The sequence below is a fragment of the Mesorhizobium sp. Cs1321R2N1 genome (assembly GCF_037179725.1).
Lineage (GTDB): Bacteria > Pseudomonadota > Alphaproteobacteria > Rhizobiales > Rhizobiaceae > Mesorhizobium > Mesorhizobium salmacidum.
This window is the reverse complement of the sequence record NZ_JAPYKP010000014.1, coordinates 44,366-65,786: the sequence shown is the minus strand read 5'-3', so window position 1 is coordinate 65,786 and position 21,421 is coordinate 44,366. Positions and strand designations below refer to the sequence as shown.

The window sequence follows — 21,421 nt, the reverse complement described above, 5'->3', positions numbered from 1 at the left end:
CTTGATCCGTTCCCACTGATCCTCTCGAAGCGCATCGCAGTCCATCGCTGACCTCCAAAAATCAGCGTTGAATCTGATTTGCCCTTCCTTGGGAATCCCAACCCGTTAAATCGTCACTACGCCCTAGTGATCCCTGATCGCTCTCGTATCGCATCCGCCTGTTGCAGGCGATTCGCGTGTCGGAACCTAGGCTTTCTTGTCGCCATTGGGATTTGGTGCCGGCGCCTCGCGCACGTCTCGCGGTGGCGGATCGATATGCTCAAGCTCTGACGGTGCCTCCTTGTCCGGCCGACGGAGGGGTGGCTGCGGGCCGGGCTTCGGCTGTGGTTCTTTGATCTTGGCTGGCATATCCGGTTAACTGGACTCCACAGGCTCTTGTTCCCTGATGCCTTAAAAGAACCCGATGCCTTAAAGGACCTGGAGACCGAAGCCGCCAAAAGCGTGTCACGGTGAAACAAACAGATCACAGTTTGCGATAGTCGGGATGAATGGTGCTCCGAAGAGCGTTCTAACTTTAGTTCGCCGGGTGCTCACATGAACCCCGAGCACCCAAAATCAAATGCTTTTGGGAGAACGACCATGAAACATCTCCTCATTCCGGTGATGGCAGGCTTGCTCATAGGTTCCACCAGCATGGCTTTGGCCACCAATGTCCACACGGTGACGGGCACAACAGGTCAGCCCAGCCAAGAAATCGGAACTGCTCAAACAGGAAGTGCGCCCCCCGGCCACGCCAGCTCTGCTCCGGGCTCAGCCTTCAACCCGGATGGGAATGCCGGAACACATTACGCCGGCACCCAGCCACAAAACTCGAAAAATCCGAAGAGCGTATCTCAATACGACGCGGCCGGCTTCCAGCAGTCCCATAATCATTAGGTGACAGCACGGTCCGCGAAACAACAGGCCCGGCCGCAGAGGCAGCCGGGCCGCGCATTCGCCAGTCGACGCCACACTTGTTGGGGTGGACAAGGCGCCGGGAAACTCGTCAGCAGCACGCTTCGTGCTCACGTAAATCTATTTACCTGCCAGTCATAGCAGGCGCGGCGCTGGTGAACGCAGTTTTCCAACCCTCTGATTTCGGAATTTATCGGGACTAGGCTTCCGCCGGCGTGCCCGCCCTGTCACAAAGATCGATCGACGGAACGACTTTGCTCTCACCGGGCTTCTGTCGGATTCAATTTGCTTGGCGCCCCACCATCCCTAGGGCAAACTCCCTGCCGGGGCTGCAGGAGGTGAAATGAGAGCACGCGCAGCAACGCTGGGGGATCTCGAGGACGTCTTCCATGGCCTGTCCAAGCGGATGTCGGACGAGTACGCGGCGGCTGGCAAGGACAGCAAGATCGCCTACGACAATCTGATGATGAATTTGAAGGAAGGCCGGGCGCACGCGCTTGTCGAGGGCGAGAAGGCCGTGGCGATCATCGCCTGGCATGAAAACAGCGACGCCGCCGACACGCTGTTTGCCGCGCAGGAGGATTTCTTCCGCGCCTCGACCGTCCGTTTCTGCAAGCGGCATATCAGGCATATCCAGGCGCTCGCCGGCAACCTTCCCATCCACTCGCGCAGCTGGCTCAAGGGGCCCGATGTCGCCAGATGGTTCGGCATTATCGGCTATGTCGAACGCGGCCAGGAGAACGGCGCCAAGCTGTTCGAGCTGCCGCCGGCGCGCTGAGTAGAAATTCTACCGCACCGCGAACGCCGCCTGAACCGCCCGGTTGGCCGTCACCGGCAGGATCGACATGTGGTTCTCGCCGGCATCTAACTCGAAGCTCGCCCGCAGGCCCGGGAGCGCGTCGAGGCATTCAGCCATTGCCCGAGAGCAGTGTGCCGAACAATCCGGCGGGGATTTGCCGGGCGCTGCGACTCCCCGCCGCAGCCGCTAAGGCCTACCGGCACTGAATTGATCGGCGGCATTCTTTCTCCCGCGGACACCGTCCACTATGGATGGGCGATGGCGTACCATCCGGGCGGCGACGCCTGTTGCATTCGAGCCAGGTGGCCGAAAGATCGGTGACAAGCGCGGCCGGAAACTGTTGAAGATAATGGTCAACATGGAGAGGGACGTGCGATCGGGTTGCGCTCGGCAGGCGTTGATGGTTTGTTGCCGGTCAGCGGAGATCAAGTGATGCGAGAATCCATGGGTCAAGACGAATACGGGTCGGCGAGCCCCTTCGATCCGGACGACCTGCCGAATTTGAACGCGATCGGACCAGGGATCGGCAACAACGACTTCGAGAAATACGCGGTCGCCGTGATCATCGTGTTCGGCGCCCTGATCATCGGCGGGCTGATGGCAGCGTCGATGACTTTCGGCCATCGCAACGGCTTCCTCTTCGCGCTGGGCGGCGCCACGTCGGCCTGGATATCGGGTAACGCGCTGCTGCTCGACCGGCCACGCATCTATGCGCTGTTCGTCGGCATCGCTGCCCTGATGCTGATTGCATCGACCGTCACGCTGGTGACCTGACGGCTCCTGCCGGGCCATGAAGCGGAGGCCGGTCCCGAAAGGCGGAATCCGGCCTCGTCAGGCAAGGAACAGGCTTGCGGCCTGTCAATATCCAAGCGCCTCGCCCGATGCCGCGCGGCTGTCGATGGCGCCATTGTAGCGCGCGCCACCGCCCTTCTCGATTTCCGCCAGGCTCTTGCCGCCGACCAGGATTCCGGCTGCCTGCCCCCAGCTCTGGTCAGCGAGATCGAGGTGATAGCCCATTCCGGCCAGCAGCCTTTCGGTGTCGGGCGAAAGGCCGAACGGCTCGATATAGACGGTGTCGGGCAGCCATTGGTGATGAATGCGCGGCGCATCGATCGCCTCCTGGATGTTCATGCCGTGGTCGATGACGTTGACGATCGCTTCCAGCGTGATGGTGATGATGCGCGAGCCGCCGGGGCTGCCGATGACCATGAACGGCTTGCCGTCCTTGGCCACGACTGTCGGGCTCATCGAGGACAGCGGCGTCTTCTTGGGCTGGATAGCGTTGGCTTCGCCCTGGACGAGGCCATAGAGGTTTGGCACGCCGGGTTTCTGGGTGAAGTCGTCCATCTCGTTGTTGAGCAGGATGCCGGTGCCGTCCGCCACTACGCCGGCGCCGAACGAGCCGTTCAACGTGTAGGTGACCGCGACCGCGTTGCCGTCCTTGTCGATAATCGAATAGTGCGTCGTCTCCTTCGATTCGCCAAAACCCTTCGGCATCAGATCCTGCGACACACCGGCCCGGAACGGATCGATCTTGTCGCGGATGTCCTTGGCATAGGCTTTATCCAGCAGCTTGGAGACCGGGTTGTCGACGAAATCGGGATCGCCGAGCGCCGAGTTGCGGTCGACATAGGCGTGGCGCATCGCCTCGACCATGACATGCACGGTCTCGGCCGAGCCGGCGCCGAGATAGGACAGCGGATAGCCTTCCAGCACGTTGAGGATTTCGCAGATGATGACGCCGCCTGAGCTCGGCGGCGGCGACGAGATGATCTCGTAGCCACGATAGGAGCAGGTGACGGGCTTCAGCTCGCGCACCGCATAGTGTTCGAAATCACCCTTGGCCAGGATACCGCCCCTGGCGCCGCTCGCCTTGACGACGGCGTCAGCGATGGCGCCTTTGTAGAAGGCATCGGGACCTCTCTCGGAAATGGCCGAGAGCGACGCGGCAAGGTCGGGCTGAACCAGCTTCTCGCCGATGCCATAGGGCTTGCCACCGGGTTTGAGGAAGGCGGCGGCCGCCGCTGGGTCCCTCGCCAGCCTTTCAGCGCCGCCGGCGAATGAGGCTGCATCGCCCTGGTTGAGGATGAACCCGTCCTTGGCATAGTTGATCGCCGGCGCCATCAGGTCCTGCCTGGACAAGGTGCCGTATTTCTGGCGCGCCATCTCGAAACCGGCGACGGAACCCGGTACGCCGACCGCGAGATAGCCGTCGAGGCTGGCGCCCTTCACCGGGTTGCCATCCTTGTCGAGATACATGGTCTTGGTCGCGGCAAGCGGCGCCCGCTCACGAAAATCGAGGAAGGTCGATTTGCCATCCTTGAAGCGGATGGTCATGAAGCCGCCGCCACCGATATTGCCGGCATTGGGGTAGACCACGGCCAAGGCATAGCCAACAGCGACAGCCGCATCGACGGCATTGCCGCCCTTTTTCAGAACCTCGACGCCAACTTCGGAAGCCAGATGCTGGGCCGTGACGACCATGCCGTTCTCGCCCTTGGCCGGTGCTGGTGACGCGGCGAAGGCCGATGGCGAAAAGGCGAAAGTGATGGAAAGGCTGAGGACGATCAGCGTTCGGCGGGTGAAGTGCATGGCGGGTTCTCCAGGTGGTGCTTGCTAAGAAGAGCTACTTGGAGCGATCGAGTCCATCTTCAATGAAGACATTCACGGGTTGGTGACTGCCAGCTTGTGGGGACATACAGGGCGTGAGGGATCGCCAACCTTCAGGCGTTTGTTCATCCAGGTTTGATTGTGAGGCAGCTCAATCAGCTGAGACGTCGGCGGGACAGCGCTCCCCTCTGTCCTGCCGGACATCTTCCCCGCAAGGGGGGAGATCGGCTCTACCTCAAACGATCCCGCCAGAGCCGCCAGCGACTGCCGGGCGTTCGGCTGCGACCTTGGCGCGGTAGCGCGCTGCCCGGTAAGCCGCGACCGGATCGATGGCGCCACCGGTCCTCAGCCGCGCCATGGCAAGGATCGGCTCGACATCGGTGCGGTAAGCCGCCTTCAGCATCTGCGTCGCCATCAGCGCGTCATTGCCGTCCTGAAAACCTTCAAGCGCCTTGCGGTCGACCAGCAGCGCCTGCGCATAGGCGCGCTGCACCTCGACCGCCGACAGCATCAGGCTTTCGATCGGATCGGTGACGTTGTGGCTCTGGTCGAGCATATGGGCGGGATCAAAGCCTTCGGCGCTGGAAAGCTCGGCATCGACCAGTTCGTTGAAGACGAGAAACAGCCGGTAGGGATCGATCGAGCCGGCATCGAGATCGTCGTCGCCATATTTCGAATCGTTGAAGTGGAAGCCGCCGAGTTTTTTGAACTGGATCAGCCGAGACACGATCATCTCGATGTTGACGTTGGGCGCATGGTGGCCTAGGTCGACGAGGCAGAACGCCTTGTCACCCAATTCCTTGGCGATGATGTAGTTGGTGCCCCAGTCCTGCACGACGGTGGAATAGAAGGCCGGCTCGTACATCTTGTGCTCGGTGAACAGCTTCCAGTCGGCCGGCAGGCCGGCATAGACTTGCCTCATGGCATCGAGATAGCGCTCGAAGGCTTTGGCGAAATTAACCTGGCCGGGGAAATTCGAGCCGTCGCCGATCCACACCGTCAATGCCCTGGAGCCCAGCGTCTTGCCGATCTCTATGCATTCGAGATTGTGCTCGACCGCCTGCCGGCGCGTACCGGCATCGGAATGCGACAGCGAACCGAATTTATAGGAGAGCTTCTGGTCCTTCGTGTCCGAGAAGGTGTTGGAATTCATGGCATCGAAACCGAGACCGAAGCGGGAGGCCGCCTGCTTCAGCCGGTTCGGATCGGCCTTGTCCCACGGGATGTGCAGGGAGACGGTCGGGGTCGCCTGCGTCAACTGCTTGATGACGGCGCAATCCTCGATCTTGTCGAAGATGTCGCGTGGCTCGCCGGCGCCCGGGAAGCGGGCGAAGCGAGTGCCGCCGGTGCCGACGCCCCAGGAGGGGATCGCGACGGCGAATTTCTCGACCTTGTCCCTGATGGCGTCGATGGCGATGCCGCGCCGGTCGAGGCGTTCGCCGAGCGAGGCGTAGTCGCGCTCGAGGTGGGCCTTGCGCGCGACATTGCTCTTATCGACGATGTCGGCGGAGATGATGGATTCGGACACTGCTGTTCCTCCCAGAATGCATTCGGTCAGCGCTGCCCCTCATCCGGCCCTTCGGGCCACCTTCTCTCCGTATGGTGACGGGAGAAGGGAAGCGCTTCGACGTTAGCTCAGCGCGTAAAGCTCTGTGCGTTGCCGGCGTCGACGTTGATGATGTTGCCGGTCGACTTGGCCGACATCTCGGAGGCCAGGAAATAGATCGCTTCGGCGATGTCTTCCGGGAAGACGGAGCGCTTCAGCATCGAGCGCGAGCGGTAGTGCTCTTCGAGATCGTCGGTCGACATCTTGTAGGCGGCGGCGCGTTGTTCCTTCCACTCGCCGGTCCAGATCTTCGAGCCACGCAACACGGCGTCCGGGTTGACGACATTGACCCGGATCTGCGCTTCCGCGCCTTCCAGCGCGAGACAGCGGGCGAGATGGATTTCGGCGGCCTTGGCGGTGCAATAGGCGGCGGCATTGGGTGACGCGGCAAGGCCGTTCTTGGAGGCGACGAAGACGACATTGCCGCCGATCTTCTGTACCCGGAACAGCCGGAACGCTTCCCGCGAGACCAGGAAATAGCCGGTCGACAGGATATCCATGTTCTTGTTCCACAGCGCCAGCGTCGTCTCCTCGATCGGCGCCGAGGACGCAAGGCCAGCATTGGAGACCAGAATGTCGATGCCGCCGAACTCGACCGCCGCCTCGGCGAAGCCGGCAACGACCTGATCCTCCGAGGTGACGTTGATGAGGACCGGCCGGACGAAATCCATGCCAAAGACCTTGGCCAGTTCCTCATTGGCACTGGCGAGCGCCGCCTCGTCGATATCGGCCAGCACCACGCAGGCGCCTTCGCGCAGCAGGCGGTTGGCCGTAGCCCGGCCGATGCCGCCGGCGCCGCCGGTGACCAGCGCGATCTGGCCGGCGAGAGACTTCGGCTTCGGCATGCGCTGCAGCTTCAGGTCCTCGAGCAGCCAGTACTCGATGTCGAAAGCCTCCTGCGCGGGCAGGCCGACATAGGACGAGACGGTGGACGCGCCGCGCATGACGTTAATGGCATTGACATAGAATTCGCCCGAGATGCGTGCGGTCGCCTTGTCGCCCGCGAAGGTGAACATGCCGACGCCGGGCATCAGATAGACCACCGCATTGGGATCGCGGATGGCGGGCGAATCCGCATGCTTGCAGCTGTCGTAATAGGCCTGGTAGCCGACACGATATTCGGCAATGTCGTCGGCGAGGCGCGCGATGACGGCATCGACGTCAGGCTTTGCCGGGTCGAATTCGATGACCAGCGGGCGGATCTTGGTGCGCAGGAAATGATCCGGGCACGAGGTGCCGAGCGCGGCCAGCGGGCGCAAATTTTTCGAGTTGACGAATTCGAGCACGGCGGCCGAGTCGTCGAAATGGCCGAGCTTGTGGCTCTTTTCCGAGATCAGGCCACGGATTCTCGGCATCAGCTTGGCGGCAACGGCACGGCGGTCAGCGGCGTCGAGCGACTTCACCACCTCACCACCGAAAATCGCCACGCCTTCGGAGCGGCGCTCGAACCATTCGATCGCCTGGTTGATCACCGAGATCGTCGTCTCGTAGCATTCCTTGGGGGTGTCGCCCCAGGTGAACAAGCCGTGGCTTTCGAGGATGACACCCTTGGCGCTTGGGTATTCGAGGCAGAATTTCTCCAGCCACAGGCCAAGCTCGAAGCCCGGCCGTTTCCATGGCAGCCAGCCAATGACGTCGCCAAAGATCTCCTTGGTCAGCGCCCTGGAATCTTTCGCGGCGGCGATGGCGATGATGGCATCGGGATGCATGTGGTCGACGAAGGGCTTCGGCACGTAGGCGTGCAGCGGCGTGTCGATCGAGGCCGCGCGTGGATTGAGGTTGAAGGTGCAGTGGGGCAGATAGCCCACCATCTCGTCCTCGTGCTCGACGCCGCGGTAAAGCCCCTTCAGCGCCCGCAACTTATCCATGTAGAGGGTGGCGAAGCCGTCCAGTTTGATCGAGGCGCTGTCGCCGCCCGAGCCCTTGACCCAAAGCACCTCGACATTCTCGCCGGTGAGCGGATCCTTCTGCCAGATCTTCGAGGAGGTATTGCCGCCGCCATAATTGGTGACGCGCTTGTCGGAGCCGAGCGTGTTCGAGCGATAGACCAGAAGCTCGGGCTCGCTCATCCCCTGTGCCTTCGCATCATCCCACAGATTGGCGAGGCGCGAGCCGGAGCGCTTGTCGAGCATAGGTAACCCTCCCTTGGAGCGCGGACGATGCGCTCCTTTTTCGCCCAGGAATGTCTACGCAAGAGGCGAGCTTGTCAATCACAAACGATCAACATCAGTCATATTGCACTGCACAATGAAATTATATGATCGGAAATGATTGACACTGCTCGTTTTGGGTGCCTAGATGCTGAGGCAGGGAGGAACCATGCACGAAAAAGAGCGCCACAGGATCATTCTGTCCGCCGTCCAGGAAAAACCTGTGGTGACGGTGCAGGAGATGGTCGACCTGACGGAATCCTCCGAGGCGACGATCCGGCGCGACATCGCTGCTCTCCATGTCCAGAAACGCCTGCGCCGTGTGCGCGGCGGCGCCGAGGCGATCTCGCCGCCGCAGTTCATCGGGCTGGCGGGCCGCCCCTTCTCCGTCAACGAAACGCTCAACGCCGCGCAGAAGCGGGCGATCGCTCGCGAAGCGGTCGAACTGTGCAAGGACGGCGAGCCGATCATCATCAATGGCGGCACCACCACCTTCCAGATGGTGCATTTCCTGACCGGCCGCCGCATGCCGATCTTCACCAATTCGTTCCCGATCGCCGAGCACCTGCTCAAGCACTCCAAGAACACGGTGATGCTGTCGGGCGGCACGATCTATCGCGAGCAGAACATCATCCTGTCGCCTTTCGACAACGACGTGACGCGCAATTTCTACGCGCGCCGCATGTTCATGGGCGCTCAAGGGTTGGGGCCTCTCGGCCTGATGGAAGGCGATCCGCTGCTGATCCAGGCGGAGCAGAAGCTGATCGACCAGGCCGACGAACTGGTGGTGTTGGTCGATTCCTCGAAATTCCGCAAACGCTCCAGCCTGATCCTGTGTGGCCTTTCGCGCATCGCAATCGTCATCACCGATGACGGCATCGAGGATCGTGAGGCAAAGATGCTGGAAACCGCGGGGGTGACGCTGATCGTCGCCCGCAAGTCGACAAAGGAAGAATCTTCACTGCAGGCCTGAGACACCCTCACGCCGCAGCGGCGATGGAATGCAACGCTCAAGGGAGGAAAAACGATGAGCTTTCTGAAGAAATTGATGGTGACGGCGGCCTTGTCGGCCGCCATGTTCGTGAATGCCGCCTACGCCGAGAACGTCAAGATCGCGCTGGTGGTGAAGTCGCTCGGCAACGGCTTCTTCGATGCCGCCAACAAGGGCGCGCAAGAGGCGGCCAAGGAACTCGGCGACGTCGACATCATCTACACCGGCCCGACCAAGGCGACCGCCGAGGCGCAGATCGAAGTGGTCAATTCGCTGATCGCGCAGAAGGTCAACGCCATCGCGATTTCCGCCAATGATGCCGACGCGCTGGTGCCGGTGCTGAAGAAGGCCATGGAGCGCGGCATCACCGTCATCTCCTGGGATTCGGGCGTCGCCAAGGAAGGCCGCCAGCTTCACCTCAACCCGTCCGACACCGGGCTGATCGGCGAGACCATCATCAAGCTTGCCGCCGACTATCTGCCGGAAGGCGGCGATGTCGCCATCCTGTCGGCCTCCTCGACCGCGACCAACCAGAACTCCTGGATCGAAGCGGCCAAGAAGGTGCTGCCGGAGAAGTTCCCCAAGATCAAGCTGGTCGCCACCGTCTATGGCGATGACGACTCGGCCAAGAGCACCGATGAGGCCAAGGGCCTCTTGAAGTCCTATCCGAACCTGAAGGCGATCATCGCGCCGACCACCGTCGGCGTCGTCGCCGCCGCCCAGGTCGTCACCGACGAGAACCTGATCGGCAAGGTCAACGTCACCGGCCTGGCGCTGCCGTCGGAGTTCAAGAAGTTCATCGACAACGGCGCCAGCCAGGCCGTTGCGCTGTGGAACCCGATCGACCTCGGCTACTCCGCCGTCTACCTCGCCCATGACCTGGCGGTGAAGAAGGAAGAGGCCAAGCCGGGCGCGACGCTGTCGATCGGCCGCGTCGGCAAGGTCACGCTCGACGACACCAATTCGGCCGCGATGGCTCCGCCCTTCCAGTTCGACAAGAGCAACATCGAGAAGTTCTCCAAGATCTATTGATCCTGGCGCCCTTCAATGGCGCGGCGGGGCCTTGGTCCCGCCGCGACTTCAAACGGACCTGGTTTCAGGGCTTGATACGGATATGGACACGACAGCCCAACGCAGCGAGACAAAGGAGCGGCCTGCAGCCTCGGCTCCACGCCTGACGCTGTCCGGCATCTCCAAGAGTTTTCCCGGTGTGCGGGCGCTGCACAATGTCAGCCTTTCGCTTTATCCAGGCCAGGTGACCGCGCTGATCGGTGAAAACGGCGCCGGCAAGTCGACGCTGGTCAAGATCATGACCGGCATCTACCAGCCCGACGCGGGGACCATCAGCATTGACGGCCAGCCCGTCACCTTGCCCAGCGCGCATGCGGCCTTCGGCCACGGCGTCACCGCCATCCATCAGGAGACGGTTCTGTTCGACGATCTCAGCGTCGCCGAAAACATTTTCCTCGGCCATGCGCCGCGCAGCCGCTTCGGCAACATCGACTGGCGCACGATGCGCAAGAATGCGCGAGAAGTGCTCGACACGATGCATGCCGGCCATATCGACGCCGATGCGCGGCTCAGGGATCTCGGCATCGCCAACAAGCATCTGGTCGCTGTCGCGCGCGCCATGTCGATCGATTCTCAGATCGTCATCATGGACGAGCCGACCGCCGCCCTTTCGATGAAGGAGATCGAGGAGCTTTTCCTGCTCATCGAGTTCCTCAAGGAACAGGGCAAGGCGATCCTGTTCATCAGCCACAAGTTCGACGAGATCTATCGCATTGCCGACCGCTACACGGTATTCCGCGACGGCGAGATGGTCGGCGAAGGCCTGATCAGGGATGCCGGCCAGAGCCAGATCGTGCGCATGATGGTGGGCCGCGCGGTCGATCACATCTTTCCGCAGCGCAAGGCCGAGATCGGCGCGCCGGTGCTCTCCGTTTCCGGCCTGTCGCATCCGACCGAATTCAACGATATCGGCTTCGAACTGCGCAAGGGTGAGATCCTCGGCTTCTACGGCCTGGTCGGTGCCGGGCGCAGCGAGGTCATGCAGGCGATTTCAGGCATCACGCGCACCAGCAGCGGCACGATCACGCTGGAAGGCAGGGCGATCGCGCCGAAATCGGCGGCGGATTCGATCGAGGCCGGCATCGTCTACGTGCCGGAGGAACGCGGCAAGCAGGGCGTGGTGATCGGCCTGCCGATCTTCCAGAATGTTTCTCTCCCTTCGCTCGCCCGCACCTCCAAATCCGGCATGCTTCGGCTGGCGGAGGAATTTTCGCTGGCCCGTTCCTTTACAGAGAGACTTGACCTCAGGGCCTCCTCGCTCAGCCAGGATGTCGGAACGCTTTCGGGGGGAAACCAGCAGAAGGTGGTCATCGCCAAATGGCTGGCGACGACACCCAAAGTGATCATCCTGGACGAACCGACCAAGGGCATCGACATCGGCTCCAAGGCGGCCGTGCACGGCTTCATGGCGGAGCTTGTGGCGCAGGGCCTGTCGGTGATCATGGTGTCGTCGGAGCTGCCCGAAATCCTCGGCATGTCCGACCGCGTCGTCGTCATGCGCGAGGGTCTCGTCGCGGCGGTCTACGACAACAAGGGACTGGACGCCGAGACGCTGGTCAGGACGGCAGCAGGGATCGCGGCATGAAAGCTTTCCTCAAATACCGCGAAATCTGGCTGCTCGCGGCCATCATCGTGCTGATCGGGCTGATCTCGACGCGCTTTCCGGCCTTTGCCGATGCAGGCAATCTGCGCCAGGTGTTCAACGACACCTCGATCCTGATGATCCTGGCGCTCGGCCAGATGGTCGTCATCCTGACGCGCTCCATCGACCTGTCGATGGCCTCCAATCTGTGCTTCACGGGCATGGTGGTGGCGATGCTGAACGCCGCCTATCCGGCGATCCCGATCCCGCTGCTGATCGTCATCGCGCTCGCCGTCGGGCTGATGCTCGGCGCCATCAACGGCCTGCTGGTGTGGCGGTTGAACATCCCCTCGATCGTGGTGACGCTGGGCACGCTGACCATCTATCGCGGCGCTACTTTCGTCCTGTCCGGGGGCGCCTGGGTCAATGCCGACAAGATGAGCCCCGACTTCATCGGCTTCCAGCGCGCTGCTTTCCTCGGCATTCCCGTGCTGTCCTTGATCGCCATACTGGTCATCGGGCTGTTCTTCGTGCTGATGACACGCACCGCGCTCGGCCGCTCGATCTATGCCATCGGCGTCAATCCGACGGCGTCGGTCTATACCGGCATCGATGTCGGCCGCACGAAATTCATCGTCTTCTGCATCTCCGGCATGATCGGTGGCCTCTGCGGTTATCTCTGGATTTCGCGCTACGTCATTGCCTCGGTCGAGGTCGCCAACGGCTATGAACTCAACATCATCGCCGCTTGCGTCATCGGCGGCATCTCGATCGCCGGCGGCATCGGTTCGGTCGGCGGTGCCGTGCTCGGTGCGCTGTTCCTCGGCATCATCTCCAACGCGTTGCCGGTCATCAACATCTCGCCCTTCTGGCAGATGGCGATTTCGGGCAGCGCCATCATCCTGGCCGTCGTGCTCAACGCGCGCGGCGAACGCCAGCAGGGCCGCATCATCCTGAGAAAGGTGGAAGCGGCATGACCGACGTCCCCGCCCCTCGCCACATTCCCGACCGGCTCGACAAGCCGCTCTCTTCGGCGATCTTTTCCTGGGAAGCGCTGCTGGTCGTGGTGGCCATCGCCATCTTTGCCATCAACAGCTTCGCCTCACCCTATTTCCTCGACCCCTATTCGCTCTCCGATCTCACCTTCAACTTCACCGAAAAGGGTCTGATCGCCTTTGCAATGGCATTGCTGATCATCTCCGGCGAGATCGATCTGTCGGTGGCCGCCATCATCGCGCTGGCATCGACCATGATGGGCATGGCGGTGCAGGCCGGCGCCGGCACGCCAGTGCTTGTCTTGATCGGCATCGTCGTCGGGCTCGGCTGCGGCGCCTTCAACGGGCTGCTGGTCACGCGCCTCGGCCTGCCTTCCATCGTCGTCACCATCGGCACGATGAGCCTGTTTCGCGGCATCGCCTTCATCATCCTCGGCGACCAGGCCTACAAGGGCTATCCTGAAAGCTTCGCCTTCTTCGGCCAGGGTTACGTCTGGTGGGTGGTGTCGTTCGAACTGGTGCTCTTCCTCATCGCGGCTGTCGTCTACTGGTTCATGCTCCACCGCACGAGTTTCGGCCGTCGTGTCTTCGCCATCGGCAACAATCCGGTCGCGGCACAGTTTTCCGGCGTGCGTGTCGGCCGCATAAAATTCATCCTGTTTTGCCTGACCGGCCTGATGTCGGGCATCGCCTCGGTGCTGATCACCTCGCGGCTCGGCTCGACACGGCCGTCTATCGCCCAAGGTTATGAGCTCGAAGTCATAACCATGGTGGTGCTGGGCGGCGTCAGCATCCTTGGCGGCGCCGGCAGCATTCCGGGCGTCGTGCTCGCCGCCTTCATCATGGGGCTGGTGACCTTCGGCCTCGGCCTGCTCAACGTGCCCGGCATCGTCATGTCGATCTTCATAGGCCTGCTCCTGATCATCGTCATTGCGCTGCCGATCGTCTGGCGGCGGCTGCGCGGGGGACGGCTGGCCTGATGCCCGAGAAATACGCATTCAAGATGATGCTCAAGCCCGGCATGAAGGCCGAGTACAAGAAGCGCCACGATGAAATCTGGCCGGCGCTGGTCGCGTTGCTCAAGCAGGCGAAGAGACCAATATCCTGTTTGGCGTGCTGTGGCGGCGCGATGGTCACGGCATGGACGATCTGCCGAAGCATCCGGTGATGCAGCGCTGGTGGGCCGAAATGGCCGATATCATGGAGAGCAGGCCGGACAATGAACCGGTGGCGGTGCCCCTGGAAATAATGTTCCATATGGAATGAGCGCGATCCGCCACATCGCCGTCATCGATATCGGCAAGACCAACGCCAAGGTGGCGCTGGTCGATCTCGCCACATTGGGCGAGGTAGCGCTGCGCCGCATGGCGAACGCGCCGGTGCGACAGGCGCCCTACCCGCATCACGATGTCGAAGCGCTGTGGGTTTTCATCCTCGACAGCCTTGCGGCGCTCAACCGCGAACAGCGCATCGACGCCATTTCGATCACCACCCATGGCGCGACCGGCGTGCTGGTCGATGCCTCCGGCGAACTCGTGCTGCCTGTTCTCGACTATGAATTCGACGGGCCCGACGAGCTTGCGGAAGGCTATGATGCGATCCGCCCGCCCTTCTCCGAGACCGGCACGCCGCGCCTGCCGCTCGGCCTCAATCTCGGCGCGCAATTCTTTTGGCAGCAGCAAAGCTTCCCGACGGAGTTCGCCAGGGCCGCCGCGATGCTGATGTACCCGCAATACTGGGCGCTGCGCCTGGCCGGTATCGTCGCCAACGAGGTCACCTCGCTCGGCTGCCACACCGATCTGTGGAACCCCTGGACGGGGGATTTTTCGGCGCTGGTCGACCGCCTGGGCTGGCGCGACCTGATGGCACCCGTGCGGCCGGCCAGGGACCGTCTTGGCTCGATCCTGCCCGCGCTTGCCGAGCGGACCGGGCTCGACCCACAAACGCCGGTCTTTTGCGGCCTGCACGATTCCAACGCCTCCCTGCTGCCGCATCTCCTGTCCGATGCGCCGCCCTTCTCGGTGGTCTCGACCGGCACCTGGGTGGTGTCGATGGCGGTCGCCGGCAGGACCGTCGCGCTCAATCCAGCAAGGGATACGCTGGTCAATGTCAATGCACTCGGCAACCCCGTGCCCTCGGCGCGGTTCATGGGCGGCCGCGAATTCTCGCTGCTGACCAAAGGTTCGGCGCAGAACTGGAACGACAGCGATGTCGCCGCGGTGCTGGCGCGCAAGACACTGCTTTTGCCTTCGATCCAGCAAGGCTCGGGGCCGTTTCCGCATCACACCGCCGCGTGGCGCAAGGGCGAGGCGATCCCTCCCGGCCAGCGCTTTGCCGCCATCTCGTTCTACCTGGCGCTGATGACCGCCACCTGCCTCGACCTGATCGGCGGCGCTGGCCCGACCACCGTCGAGGGACCTTTCTCGCGCAACCAATTGTTCACGCGGATGCTCGCCGCCAGTACCGGCCGCGCGGTCGTCGCATCGGAAGCCGCTACCGGCACCAGCATCGGGGCCGCCCTGCTGGCATCGGATCAGGGTGCCGCGCATGGCAAGGGCCAGACACAAGAGCCGCCGGCCGATCCGGCCTGGGCGGAGTATGCGCGCGCGTGGCGGGCGGCCGTCGAGGCCATTGGCTGATCAGAGGATCCGCTTGCCGAAGGCCGACATGACGAAGTTCACCGTGTCGGTGCCGATCCTGGGCTCCAGATCGGCACTCAGGCCCGAGATATTCATCGACAGCAGTCCGCCGGAAAGCGCGATCGCCTCCATCGCCTGATGCGTCTCGCGCACGGTGAGGCCGCCGGAACCAGCCGCCCAGCCGGCGAATTCGGTCACATCAGGCGAGTAGCTGACGTGAAACCCTTGCGTGCCCGAGGTGGCGATGCGGATCGCCTCGTGCATCAGGTCGCGCATGCCCATGGCGTCGATGTCGGTCATGGTGAAGGCCGAGACGCGCGAATCCTTCAGCACCCGCACTTCGGCCGGGTCGGCATGGCGCAGTCCGATGATGACAACGTTTTCCGGCGACAGCTGCGGCTGCAGCGCGCCGGCCTTGTGATCGAGGCCAAGCGAGCGCGCCAGTACCGACACTTCCGGCAGGTCGATGCCGTCCTCGTCCTCGGGCATCAGCGCGGCGATGGAATCGATCCAGATCAGGCCGAAGGAGTGCGTCGCGCCCGCCGTCGCCGTCAGCGCCTTGTGGGCGATACGACGATCGGCGCCCGCGGCTAACCGGATCAGGCCCGAGGGCGGCCGGTCGATATCGGCCAGCTCGACGACATCGAAATTCATCGCTTCCAGCCGGGCGCCGGTTCCCTCCCGGGCGAGGATGCGGGCCGCTTCCGCTTCGGCCGAAATCGACACCATCTTGCGGCCGGAGAAATCCGCGACATCGTGCATCGGTGCTTTTTCGACATATTCCGAAGTCATTGCCAAAAGCATGGCGCCATAGCTCATGCGGAACGCGACGCGATCGCCAACGGCGAGCGGCGGATCGGCGTCCTGGACATCGAGCAGCAGATGGTCACTGGAGGCGCCGAGCACCCTTATGCCCTTGGCGATCGGGCTCAGTCCTTCGACCAGCACATCCTCGCGGCCGATATTGGCGATGGCGCGCAACCTGTCGCCTTCGTCGAGGAAGACAGGCTGGTTGCCGAAGGCGTCGTAACCGGAGGTGCCGATCGGCCGTGACGGCTTAAGCTTGACCTCGATGACGTCGCTGGTCAGCCGGCAGGCATCGGGTTCGAGTTCGGCCCATGGCACGTCACGGAAGGTTTCCACACCACCCTGCAGGATCGCCTCGCCGACGCGCAGATTGTTGATGCCGGCCGGCAATTTGCCTTCGAGCAGCAACGGCAGGGACGACGAGGCGCCGCCGGAGATGAAGTCCAGGCTTTTGCCGGACAGGCGCTCGGTTTTGTAGGCATGGGCGACGAGCTGGCCGAGATTTTCTTCCGTCGGCGTGATGGCGCCGAAGCAGCCGAGATTGGTGCCGATGCCGGCGATGCGCACGCCCTTCATGTCGAGAATCTGCTCGACCGTGGGGATGAGGTCGTTCGGCCAGATGCCCTCCCGGAGGTCGCCGAGATCGATCATCAGCATGATGTCGTGGACGCGGCCCATGCGCTCGGCGATGCGCGAGATTTCACGGATGATCGTCAGCTCCGACTGCAGGCTGACGTCGACGGTGCGCACCACTTCCTCCACACGCGCCATCGGCGGGCTGCGCAACAGCATGATCGGCGCGCTGATACCGCTGTCGCGTAGACGGCGGATGTTCTCGAAGCGGGATTCGGCAATGCCGGCGACGCCGCCGCGCAGCATGGCGCGCGCCACCTGCGGCATGCCGCAAGTACCCTTGGTGACGCCGAACACCTTGATGCCCGAAAGCGCGCAACGATCGACAATGGTGCGGGCGTTGCGCTCGATGCGGCCAAGGTCGATGGCGACTTGCGGTCCCGACATTTTTTACTCAGATTTTGTGAAAGCTATCATGCAGTCAAACATAGCGTAGTTGGTGGTCCTAATGCCGGAAACCAGAGCAATTGTATGTGGCCACGTTTTTCGATCGGAGAGGCCTGTGACATTGGTTGTTCGTCATTCCGATGGCGAGTGGCAACTGGCGTGCGGCGAGCATGATCATCCTGCGGACTGTGGAGATTTTGAAGTCGTCGGTCTTAACCATCTGACCGACCGGCAACAAAATCTGGCACAGATTGGCGACCTTGAGCCCGGCTGGCTTGCCGAATGGGAACAAGGTGAATGGACCCGGTGCCGACACGACGACTAATTTCTCCGTCAATTGGCGTAGACCAGCCCTTGCGGATCGATCTCCGGCTTGCGGCCGGCGACGAGGTCGGTGAGGAATTTTCCCGAGCCGCAGGCCATGGTCCAGCCGACATGGCCGTGGCCGGTGTCGAGGTAAAGGTTGCGGTATTTCGCCTGGCCGATGACCGGCACCGAGTTCGGCATCATTGGCCGCAAACCTGCCCACAGCTCCGCCTTCCTCTCGTCGAAGGCACCGGGGAACAGGTCCTTGCCGGTCCTGAACATGGTGGCAAAGTCGCTGGGCTTGTGGGTGCGGTCGAAGCCGGTGAATTCGGCGGTCGAAGCCAACCGCAATCGATTGCCGAGGCGCGAATAGGCCATCAGCTGATCCTCGTCGGCGCCGCCCATGGTCGGGCCCTTGCTCTCGTCCTCCAGCGGAATCGTCGCCGTATAGCCCTTCACCGGATAGACTGGCAGGTCGATGCCGTAGCGCCGGCCGAGCAGACCGCTTTCGGGACCCATCGATATGACCACGGCGTCGCCGGTGACCGGTCCGGCCGAGGTCATCACCGCGCGGATCCGGTCCCCCTCGATATCGAGGGCCTCGACCGTGGTGTCGTAAAGAAACCGGACGCCGAGCTTTTCGGCGGCGTAGGCGGCCAGATTTTCCACGAACTGGCGGGAATCGCCGGTCTGGTCGATCGGCGAGTAGACGCCTCCGGCGATCTTTTCCTTCACGCCGGCAAGACCTGGTTCAAGCTCGACCAGCCGGTCGCGACCGACGATCTCGATCGGCAGGCCATGCTCGGCCAGATAGCGATAGTTGTCGGTGCCGGTTTCGAGACTGTGCTGCGAGCGGAAGAAATAGAGGATGCCCTTCTTGCGCTCGTCATAGTGGATGCCGGTATCGGCTGAAATGGCGTTGATGCAGTCGCGCGAATAGAGGGCCAGCCGCAGCTTGACTTTGCTGTTGGCGCGCAGGCGTTCCCTCGTGCATTGCCGCAGGAAGCGCAGGCTCCAGGCGAGAAAATAGGGATCGAAGCGCAGCCGCACCTTGATGCCGAGATCATGATTGTAGAGCCCCCGCAGGAACGTCTTAAGTGCCGCCGGCGAGGCCCAGGCGGTGGCATCACCCGGAGACACCAGCCCGGCATTCGACTGGCTGGTTCCCCGCGCCGGCGCCGGATGGCGCTCGATCACGGTGACCTCGTGACCGTCGGCGGCCAGGTAATAGGCGGCCGCAGTACCGACGACGCCGGCTCCAAGCATCGTTATCTTCATGCCATCCCCCAAAGCTCTCGCGGCACGGCGCCTCCACGCTGTATCGCGAATGCTTGCATAGCGCGTCGCCGCGCACCTTGCGAGCCCTCGGGGCTTGTGGGGCCCTGGGAAAGCGCGCTCAGCTCCGCGCGGAGTTCTTGCCGGTCAGAATGCGCTCCCAGGCCAGCGCGTCGTTGACGATCTGGTCGAGATCGTCGCGCTGCGGGGTCCAGCCGAGTTCGGACCGTGCGAGATCGGAATTCGCAACCACCGCCGCGGCATCGCCGGGACGCCGGTCGCCCATCCTGACCTCGAAGTCATGGCCAAAGGCGCGGCGCACGCTGTCGATGACCTCGAGCACCGAATAGCCATGGCTATAGCCGCAATTGGCGACGAGGCTGGCGCCGCCGGCGCGCAGCCGTTGCAGCGCAAGGCGATGCGCGGCGGCCAGATCGCTGACATGGATATAGTCGCGCATGCAGGTGCCATCCGGCGTCGGATAATCGGTGCCGAAGACCTGCATGAACGGGCGCTTGCCGAGCGCGGTCTCGCAGGCGACCTTGATCAGATGGGTGGCGCCCGGCGTCGACTGGCCGGTGCGGCCCTTCGGGTCGGCGCCGGCGACGTTGAAATAGCGCAGCGCCGTGTAGCGGATGTCGTGCGCAAGGCCTGCATCGCGCAGCATCCACTCGCTCATCAGCTTGGACAGGCCATAGGGCGATTCCGGCGCCAGGCGGGCATCCTCGCGCACCGGTTCCAGTCCGGCGCCGCCATAGACGGCGGCTGTCGAGGAGAAGATGAAATTCGGCACGCCTCCGCGCACCGCGGTTTCGATCAGCGTGCGTGTCTTCGAGGTGTTGTTCTCATAGTAAGCGAGCGGGTCGGCGACCGATTCCGGGACGACGATGGAACCGGCGAAATGGATGATCGCGTCGACCTTGTTCTCCCGGATGATCGAGCCGACCAATTCCTTGTCGGCGACATCGCCGACGACCAGCCTTGCCTCCGGCGCCACCGCCCATTCGAAGCCGGTGGAAAGCCGGTCGAGAACGACCACGCTTTCGCCCGCATCCAGCAATTCCCAGACCATATGGCTGCCGATATAGCCTGCGCCACCTGTCACCAAAACCGTCATCCGCGTCCTCGCTTACCTTAGATTTATCGGAAACTGTCTCAACAACCGCCTTACTGGAAAGTCTGCCCTCTGCCCATTAAACCCGATGTAACCAGCGTTCACTTGATGTGGCATCATGCGGAAACAAAAGTGAACCAAAGAGCGTGCCACGGATTGGGAATAGGCCACGATCCGCCGTCGTTAGGAACAGGTCCGGGGCGTGGCATTTTGACCAAATCGGCCCGGTGGACGACCAAAAGGCCAATGATTATGATCCCGCCCAAAATTGGGAAGTCGACATGAATTACCAGCGTTTCTTCGAGGAGGCGATCGACCAGCTCCATGCCGAGCGTCGCTACCGCGTCTTCGCCGACCTCGAGCGCATCGCGGGCAAGTTCCCGCGCGCCATCTGGCGTTCCAACGGCCGCGCCGAGGAAATCACCGTCTGGTGCTCCAACGACTATCTCGGCATGGGCCAGCACGCGGACGTCATCGCCGCGTTCCAGAACACGGCCGGCAAGATGGGCTCCGGCGCCGGCGGCACCCGAAACATTTCGGGCACCAGCAATCCGCTGGTCGAACTCGAACATGAGCTGGCCGACCTGCACGGCAAGGAAGCGGCTCTCGTCTTCACCTCCGGCTTCGTCTCCAACGAAGCCTCGATCTCGACCATCGCACGGCTTTTGCCCAATTGCCTGATCATCTCGGACGAGCTGAACCATGCCTCGATGATCGAAGGCGTGCGGCGCTCGGGCGCCGAGAAAAAGATCTTCCGCCACAATGACGTCGCGCATCTGGAAAGCCTTTTGCAGACGGCGGGCCGCGAACGCGCCAAGCTGATCGTCTTCGAAAGCGTCTATTCGATGGATGGCGACATCGCGCCGATCAAAGAGATCGTCGAGCTCGCCGAGCGCTACAACGCCATGACCTATATCGACGAGGTCCATGCGGTGGGCATGTACGGGCCGCGCGGCGGCGGCATCACCGAGCGCGAAGGCCTGGCCGACCGCATCGATATCATCGAAGGCACGCTCGCCAAGGCGTTCGGCACGCTGGGCGGCTACATCACCGGCACCAGCGCCGTCATCGACGCGGTGCGCTCCTATGCGCCGGGCTTCATCTTCACCACGGCGCTGCCGCCGGCGATCGCCGCTGCGGCCACTACATCGATCCGTCATCTCAAGCGCTCGCAGGTCGAGCGCGATGCCCAGCAGCAGCAGGCGAGCCGAACCAAGCAGATCCTGTCCGCCGCCGGCCTGCCGGTGATGGAGTCGCCAACCCACATCGTGCCGCTGCTGGTCGGTGATCCGGAGCTCTGCAAGATGGCCAGCGACCGCCTGCTCGGTGTTCACGGCATCTACATCCAGCCGATCAACTACCCGACCGTGCCGCGTGGCACCGAGCGGCTGCGCATCACGCCGACGCCGTTCCATTCCGACGCGCTGATCGCCGAACTGCAGGACGCGCTGGTCGAAACCTGGGATGCACTCGGCATTCCCTATGGCTCGGCCGGACGGCCTTCAGTGGCCAAGAGCGACCGCATCATCCCATTGCTGGTGCCCAAGTCGGGCGGCTGAGGC

Annotated in this window: 17 protein-coding genes and 1 pseudogene; 12 read left to right on the top strand and 6 right to left on the bottom strand. The window is 62.8% G+C overall.

Going from position 1 to position 21,421, the window contains the following annotated elements:
• Window positions 1-579: 579 nt before the first annotated feature.
• The 3 genes from O7A61_RS06385 (at window position 580) to O7A61_RS06370 (ending at window position 2,467) form a co-directional block, all read left to right on the top strand.
• Window positions 580-876 (top strand): adenylate cyclase, encoded by a 297-nt coding sequence (locus O7A61_RS06385; RefSeq protein WP_337129030.1) that lies wholly within the window; start codon window positions 580-582, stop codon window positions 874-876.
• A gap of 361 nt (window positions 877-1,237) precedes the next feature.
• Window positions 1,238-1,672 carry a hypothetical protein gene (locus tag O7A61_RS06380; RefSeq protein ID WP_337129029.1) on the top strand — a complete coding sequence of 145 codons (435 nt, stop codon included), beginning with the start codon at window positions 1,238-1,240 and terminating at the stop codon, window positions 1,670-1,672.
• Window positions 1,673-2,125: 453 nt separating this feature from the next.
• The gene (locus O7A61_RS06370; RefSeq protein ID WP_084636831.1) at window positions 2,126-2,467 is read left to right on the top strand and encodes a hypothetical protein; all 342 of its coding nucleotides are present in this window, start codon (window positions 2,126-2,128) and stop codon (window positions 2,465-2,467) included.
• Window positions 2,468-2,551: 84 nt separating this feature from the next.
• On the opposite strand, the gene ggt is transcribed toward O7A61_RS06370, so the two are convergent.
• The 3 genes from ggt to O7A61_RS06355 all read right to left on the bottom strand — a co-directional run bounded on the left by ggt (window position 2,552) and on the right by O7A61_RS06355 (window position 8,041).
• Entirely contained in the window at window positions 2,552-4,285 is a 1,734-nt protein-coding gene (gene ggt, locus O7A61_RS06365) for a gamma-glutamyltransferase (RefSeq protein WP_337129028.1), read from the bottom strand.
• A 253-nt stretch (window positions 4,286-4,538) separates the two neighbouring features.
• Window positions 4,539-5,831 carry an L-rhamnose catabolism isomerase gene (gene rhaI, locus O7A61_RS06360; RefSeq protein ID WP_337129027.1) on the bottom strand — a complete coding sequence of 431 codons (1,293 nt, stop codon included), beginning with the start codon at window positions 5,829-5,831 and terminating at the stop codon, window positions 4,539-4,541.
• Window positions 5,832-5,938: 107 nt separating this feature from the next.
• Entirely contained in the window at window positions 5,939-8,041 is a 2,103-nt protein-coding gene (locus tag O7A61_RS06355; protein ID WP_337129026.1) for a bifunctional rhamnulose-1-phosphate aldolase/short-chain dehydrogenase, read from the bottom strand.
• A 187-nt stretch (window positions 8,042-8,228) separates the two neighbouring features.
• On the opposite strand from O7A61_RS06355, the gene O7A61_RS06350 reads away from it, so the two are divergent.
• The 7 genes and pseudogenes from O7A61_RS06350 to O7A61_RS06320 all read left to right on the top strand — a co-directional run bounded on the left by O7A61_RS06350 (window position 8,229) and on the right by O7A61_RS06320 (window position 15,337).
• On the top strand, window positions 8,229-9,032 hold the full coding sequence (locus O7A61_RS06350) for a DeoR/GlpR family DNA-binding transcription regulator (protein WP_337129025.1): 804 nt from the start codon (window positions 8,229-8,231) through the stop codon (window positions 9,030-9,032).
• Window positions 9,033-9,086: 54 nt separating this feature from the next.
• On the top strand, window positions 9,087-10,082 hold the full coding sequence (gene rhaS, locus O7A61_RS06345) for a rhamnose ABC transporter substrate-binding protein (protein ID WP_337129024.1): 996 nt from the start codon (window positions 9,087-9,089) through the stop codon (window positions 10,080-10,082).
• A gap of 82 nt (window positions 10,083-10,164) precedes the next feature.
• Entirely contained in the window at window positions 10,165-11,706 is a 1,542-nt protein-coding gene (locus O7A61_RS06340) for a sugar ABC transporter ATP-binding protein (protein ID WP_337129023.1), read from the top strand.
• The gene (locus O7A61_RS06335) at window positions 11,703-12,680 is read left to right on the top strand and encodes an ABC transporter permease (RefSeq protein ID WP_337129022.1); all 978 of its coding nucleotides are present in this window, start codon (window positions 11,703-11,705) and stop codon (window positions 12,678-12,680) included. Before O7A61_RS06340 ends, O7A61_RS06335 begins: the two co-directional genes overlap by 4 nt.
• Window positions 12,677-13,678, top strand: a complete 1,002-nt coding sequence (locus O7A61_RS06330; RefSeq protein WP_337129021.1) for an ABC transporter permease — start codon at window positions 12,677-12,679, stop codon at window positions 13,676-13,678. Before O7A61_RS06335 ends, O7A61_RS06330 begins: the two co-directional genes overlap by 4 nt.
• Window positions 13,678-13,964, top strand: a pseudogene (locus O7A61_RS06325) (L-rhamnose mutarotase). The gene O7A61_RS06330 and the pseudogene O7A61_RS06325 overlap by 1 nt, the downstream one beginning before the upstream one ends.
• Window positions 13,961-15,337, top strand: coding sequence for an FGGY-family carbohydrate kinase (locus tag O7A61_RS06320; protein ID WP_337129020.1), 1,377 nt, complete (start codon window positions 13,961-13,963; stop codon window positions 15,335-15,337). Before O7A61_RS06325 ends, O7A61_RS06320 begins: the two are co-directional and overlap by 4 nt.
• On the opposite strand, the gene O7A61_RS06315 is transcribed toward O7A61_RS06320, so the two are convergent.
• Window positions 15,338-17,164 (bottom strand): alanine racemase, encoded by a 1,827-nt coding sequence (locus O7A61_RS06315; protein ID WP_337129019.1) that lies wholly within the window; start codon window positions 17,162-17,164, stop codon window positions 15,338-15,340. It abuts the gene before it with no gap.
• A 115-nt stretch (window positions 17,165-17,279) separates the two neighbouring features.
• Between O7A61_RS06315 and O7A61_RS06310 the strand changes: the two genes are divergently transcribed.
• The gene (locus O7A61_RS06310) at window positions 17,280-17,489 is read left to right on the top strand and encodes a hypothetical protein (RefSeq protein WP_337129018.1); all 210 of its coding nucleotides are present in this window, start codon (window positions 17,280-17,282) and stop codon (window positions 17,487-17,489) included.
• Between the two features lie 8 nt (window positions 17,490-17,497).
• Here the strand turns inward: O7A61_RS06310 and O7A61_RS06305 are convergent, their stop codons facing one another.
• On the bottom strand, window positions 17,498-18,748 hold the full coding sequence (locus tag O7A61_RS06305; RefSeq protein ID WP_337129017.1) for a D-amino acid dehydrogenase: 1,251 nt from the start codon (window positions 18,746-18,748) through the stop codon (window positions 17,498-17,500).
• A gap of 118 nt (window positions 18,749-18,866) precedes the next feature.
• The gene (gene galE / locus O7A61_RS06300) at window positions 18,867-19,862 is read right to left on the bottom strand and encodes a UDP-glucose 4-epimerase GalE (protein ID WP_337129016.1); all 996 of its coding nucleotides are present in this window, start codon (window positions 19,860-19,862) and stop codon (window positions 18,867-18,869) included.
• A 278-nt stretch (window positions 19,863-20,140) separates the two neighbouring features.
• Here galE and hemA point away from each other — a divergent pair, with 278 nt between their 5' ends.
• Entirely contained in the window at window positions 20,141-21,418 is a 1,278-nt protein-coding gene (hemA, locus tag O7A61_RS06295; protein ID WP_337129015.1) for a 5-aminolevulinate synthase, read from the top strand.
• Window positions 21,419-21,421 lie beyond the last annotated feature (3 nt).

Excerpts from the sequence above, each read along its gene's own strand:
- O7A61_RS06370 (WP_084636831.1), top strand. The coding sequence starts at position 2,126 with ATGCGAGAATCCATGGGTCAAGACGAATACGGGTCGGCGAGCCCCTTC.
- O7A61_RS06385 (WP_337129030.1), top strand. The coding sequence starts at position 580 with ATGAAACATCTCCTCATTCCGGTGATGGCAGGCTTGCTCATAGGTTCC.
- O7A61_RS06380 (WP_337129029.1), top strand. The coding sequence starts at position 1,238 with ATGAGAGCACGCGCAGCAACGCTGGGGGATCTCGAGGACGTCTTCCAT.
- hemA (WP_337129015.1), top strand. The coding sequence starts at position 20,141 with ATGAATTACCAGCGTTTCTTCGAGGAGGCGATCGACCAGCTCCATGCC.
- O7A61_RS06330 (WP_337129021.1), top strand. The coding sequence starts at position 12,677 with ATGACCGACGTCCCCGCCCCTCGCCACATTCCCGACCGGCTCGACAAG.
- O7A61_RS06320 (WP_337129020.1), top strand. The coding sequence starts at position 13,961 with ATGAGCGCGATCCGCCACATCGCCGTCATCGATATCGGCAAGACCAAC.
- O7A61_RS06350 (WP_337129025.1), top strand. The coding sequence starts at position 8,229 with ATGCACGAAAAAGAGCGCCACAGGATCATTCTGTCCGCCGTCCAGGAA.
- ggt (WP_337129028.1), bottom strand. The coding sequence starts at position 4,285 with ATGCACTTCACCCGCCGAACGCTGATCGTCCTCAGCCTTTCCATCACT.
- rhaS (WP_337129024.1), top strand. The coding sequence starts at position 9,087 with ATGAGCTTTCTGAAGAAATTGATGGTGACGGCGGCCTTGTCGGCCGCC.
- O7A61_RS06315 (WP_337129019.1), bottom strand. The coding sequence starts at position 17,164 with ATGTCGGGACCGCAAGTCGCCATCGACCTTGGCCGCATCGAGCGCAAC.
- O7A61_RS06340 (WP_337129023.1), top strand. The coding sequence starts at position 10,165 with ATGGACACGACAGCCCAACGCAGCGAGACAAAGGAGCGGCCTGCAGCC.
- O7A61_RS06355 (WP_337129026.1), bottom strand. The coding sequence starts at position 8,041 with ATGCTCGACAAGCGCTCCGGCTCGCGCCTCGCCAATCTGTGGGATGAT.
- O7A61_RS06305 (WP_337129017.1), bottom strand. The coding sequence starts at position 18,748 with ATGAAGATAACGATGCTTGGAGCCGGCGTCGTCGGTACTGCGGCCGCC.
- O7A61_RS06335 (WP_337129022.1), top strand. The coding sequence starts at position 11,703 with ATGAAAGCTTTCCTCAAATACCGCGAAATCTGGCTGCTCGCGGCCATC.
- galE (WP_337129016.1), bottom strand. The coding sequence starts at position 19,862 with ATGACGGTTTTGGTGACAGGTGGCGCAGGCTATATCGGCAGCCATATG.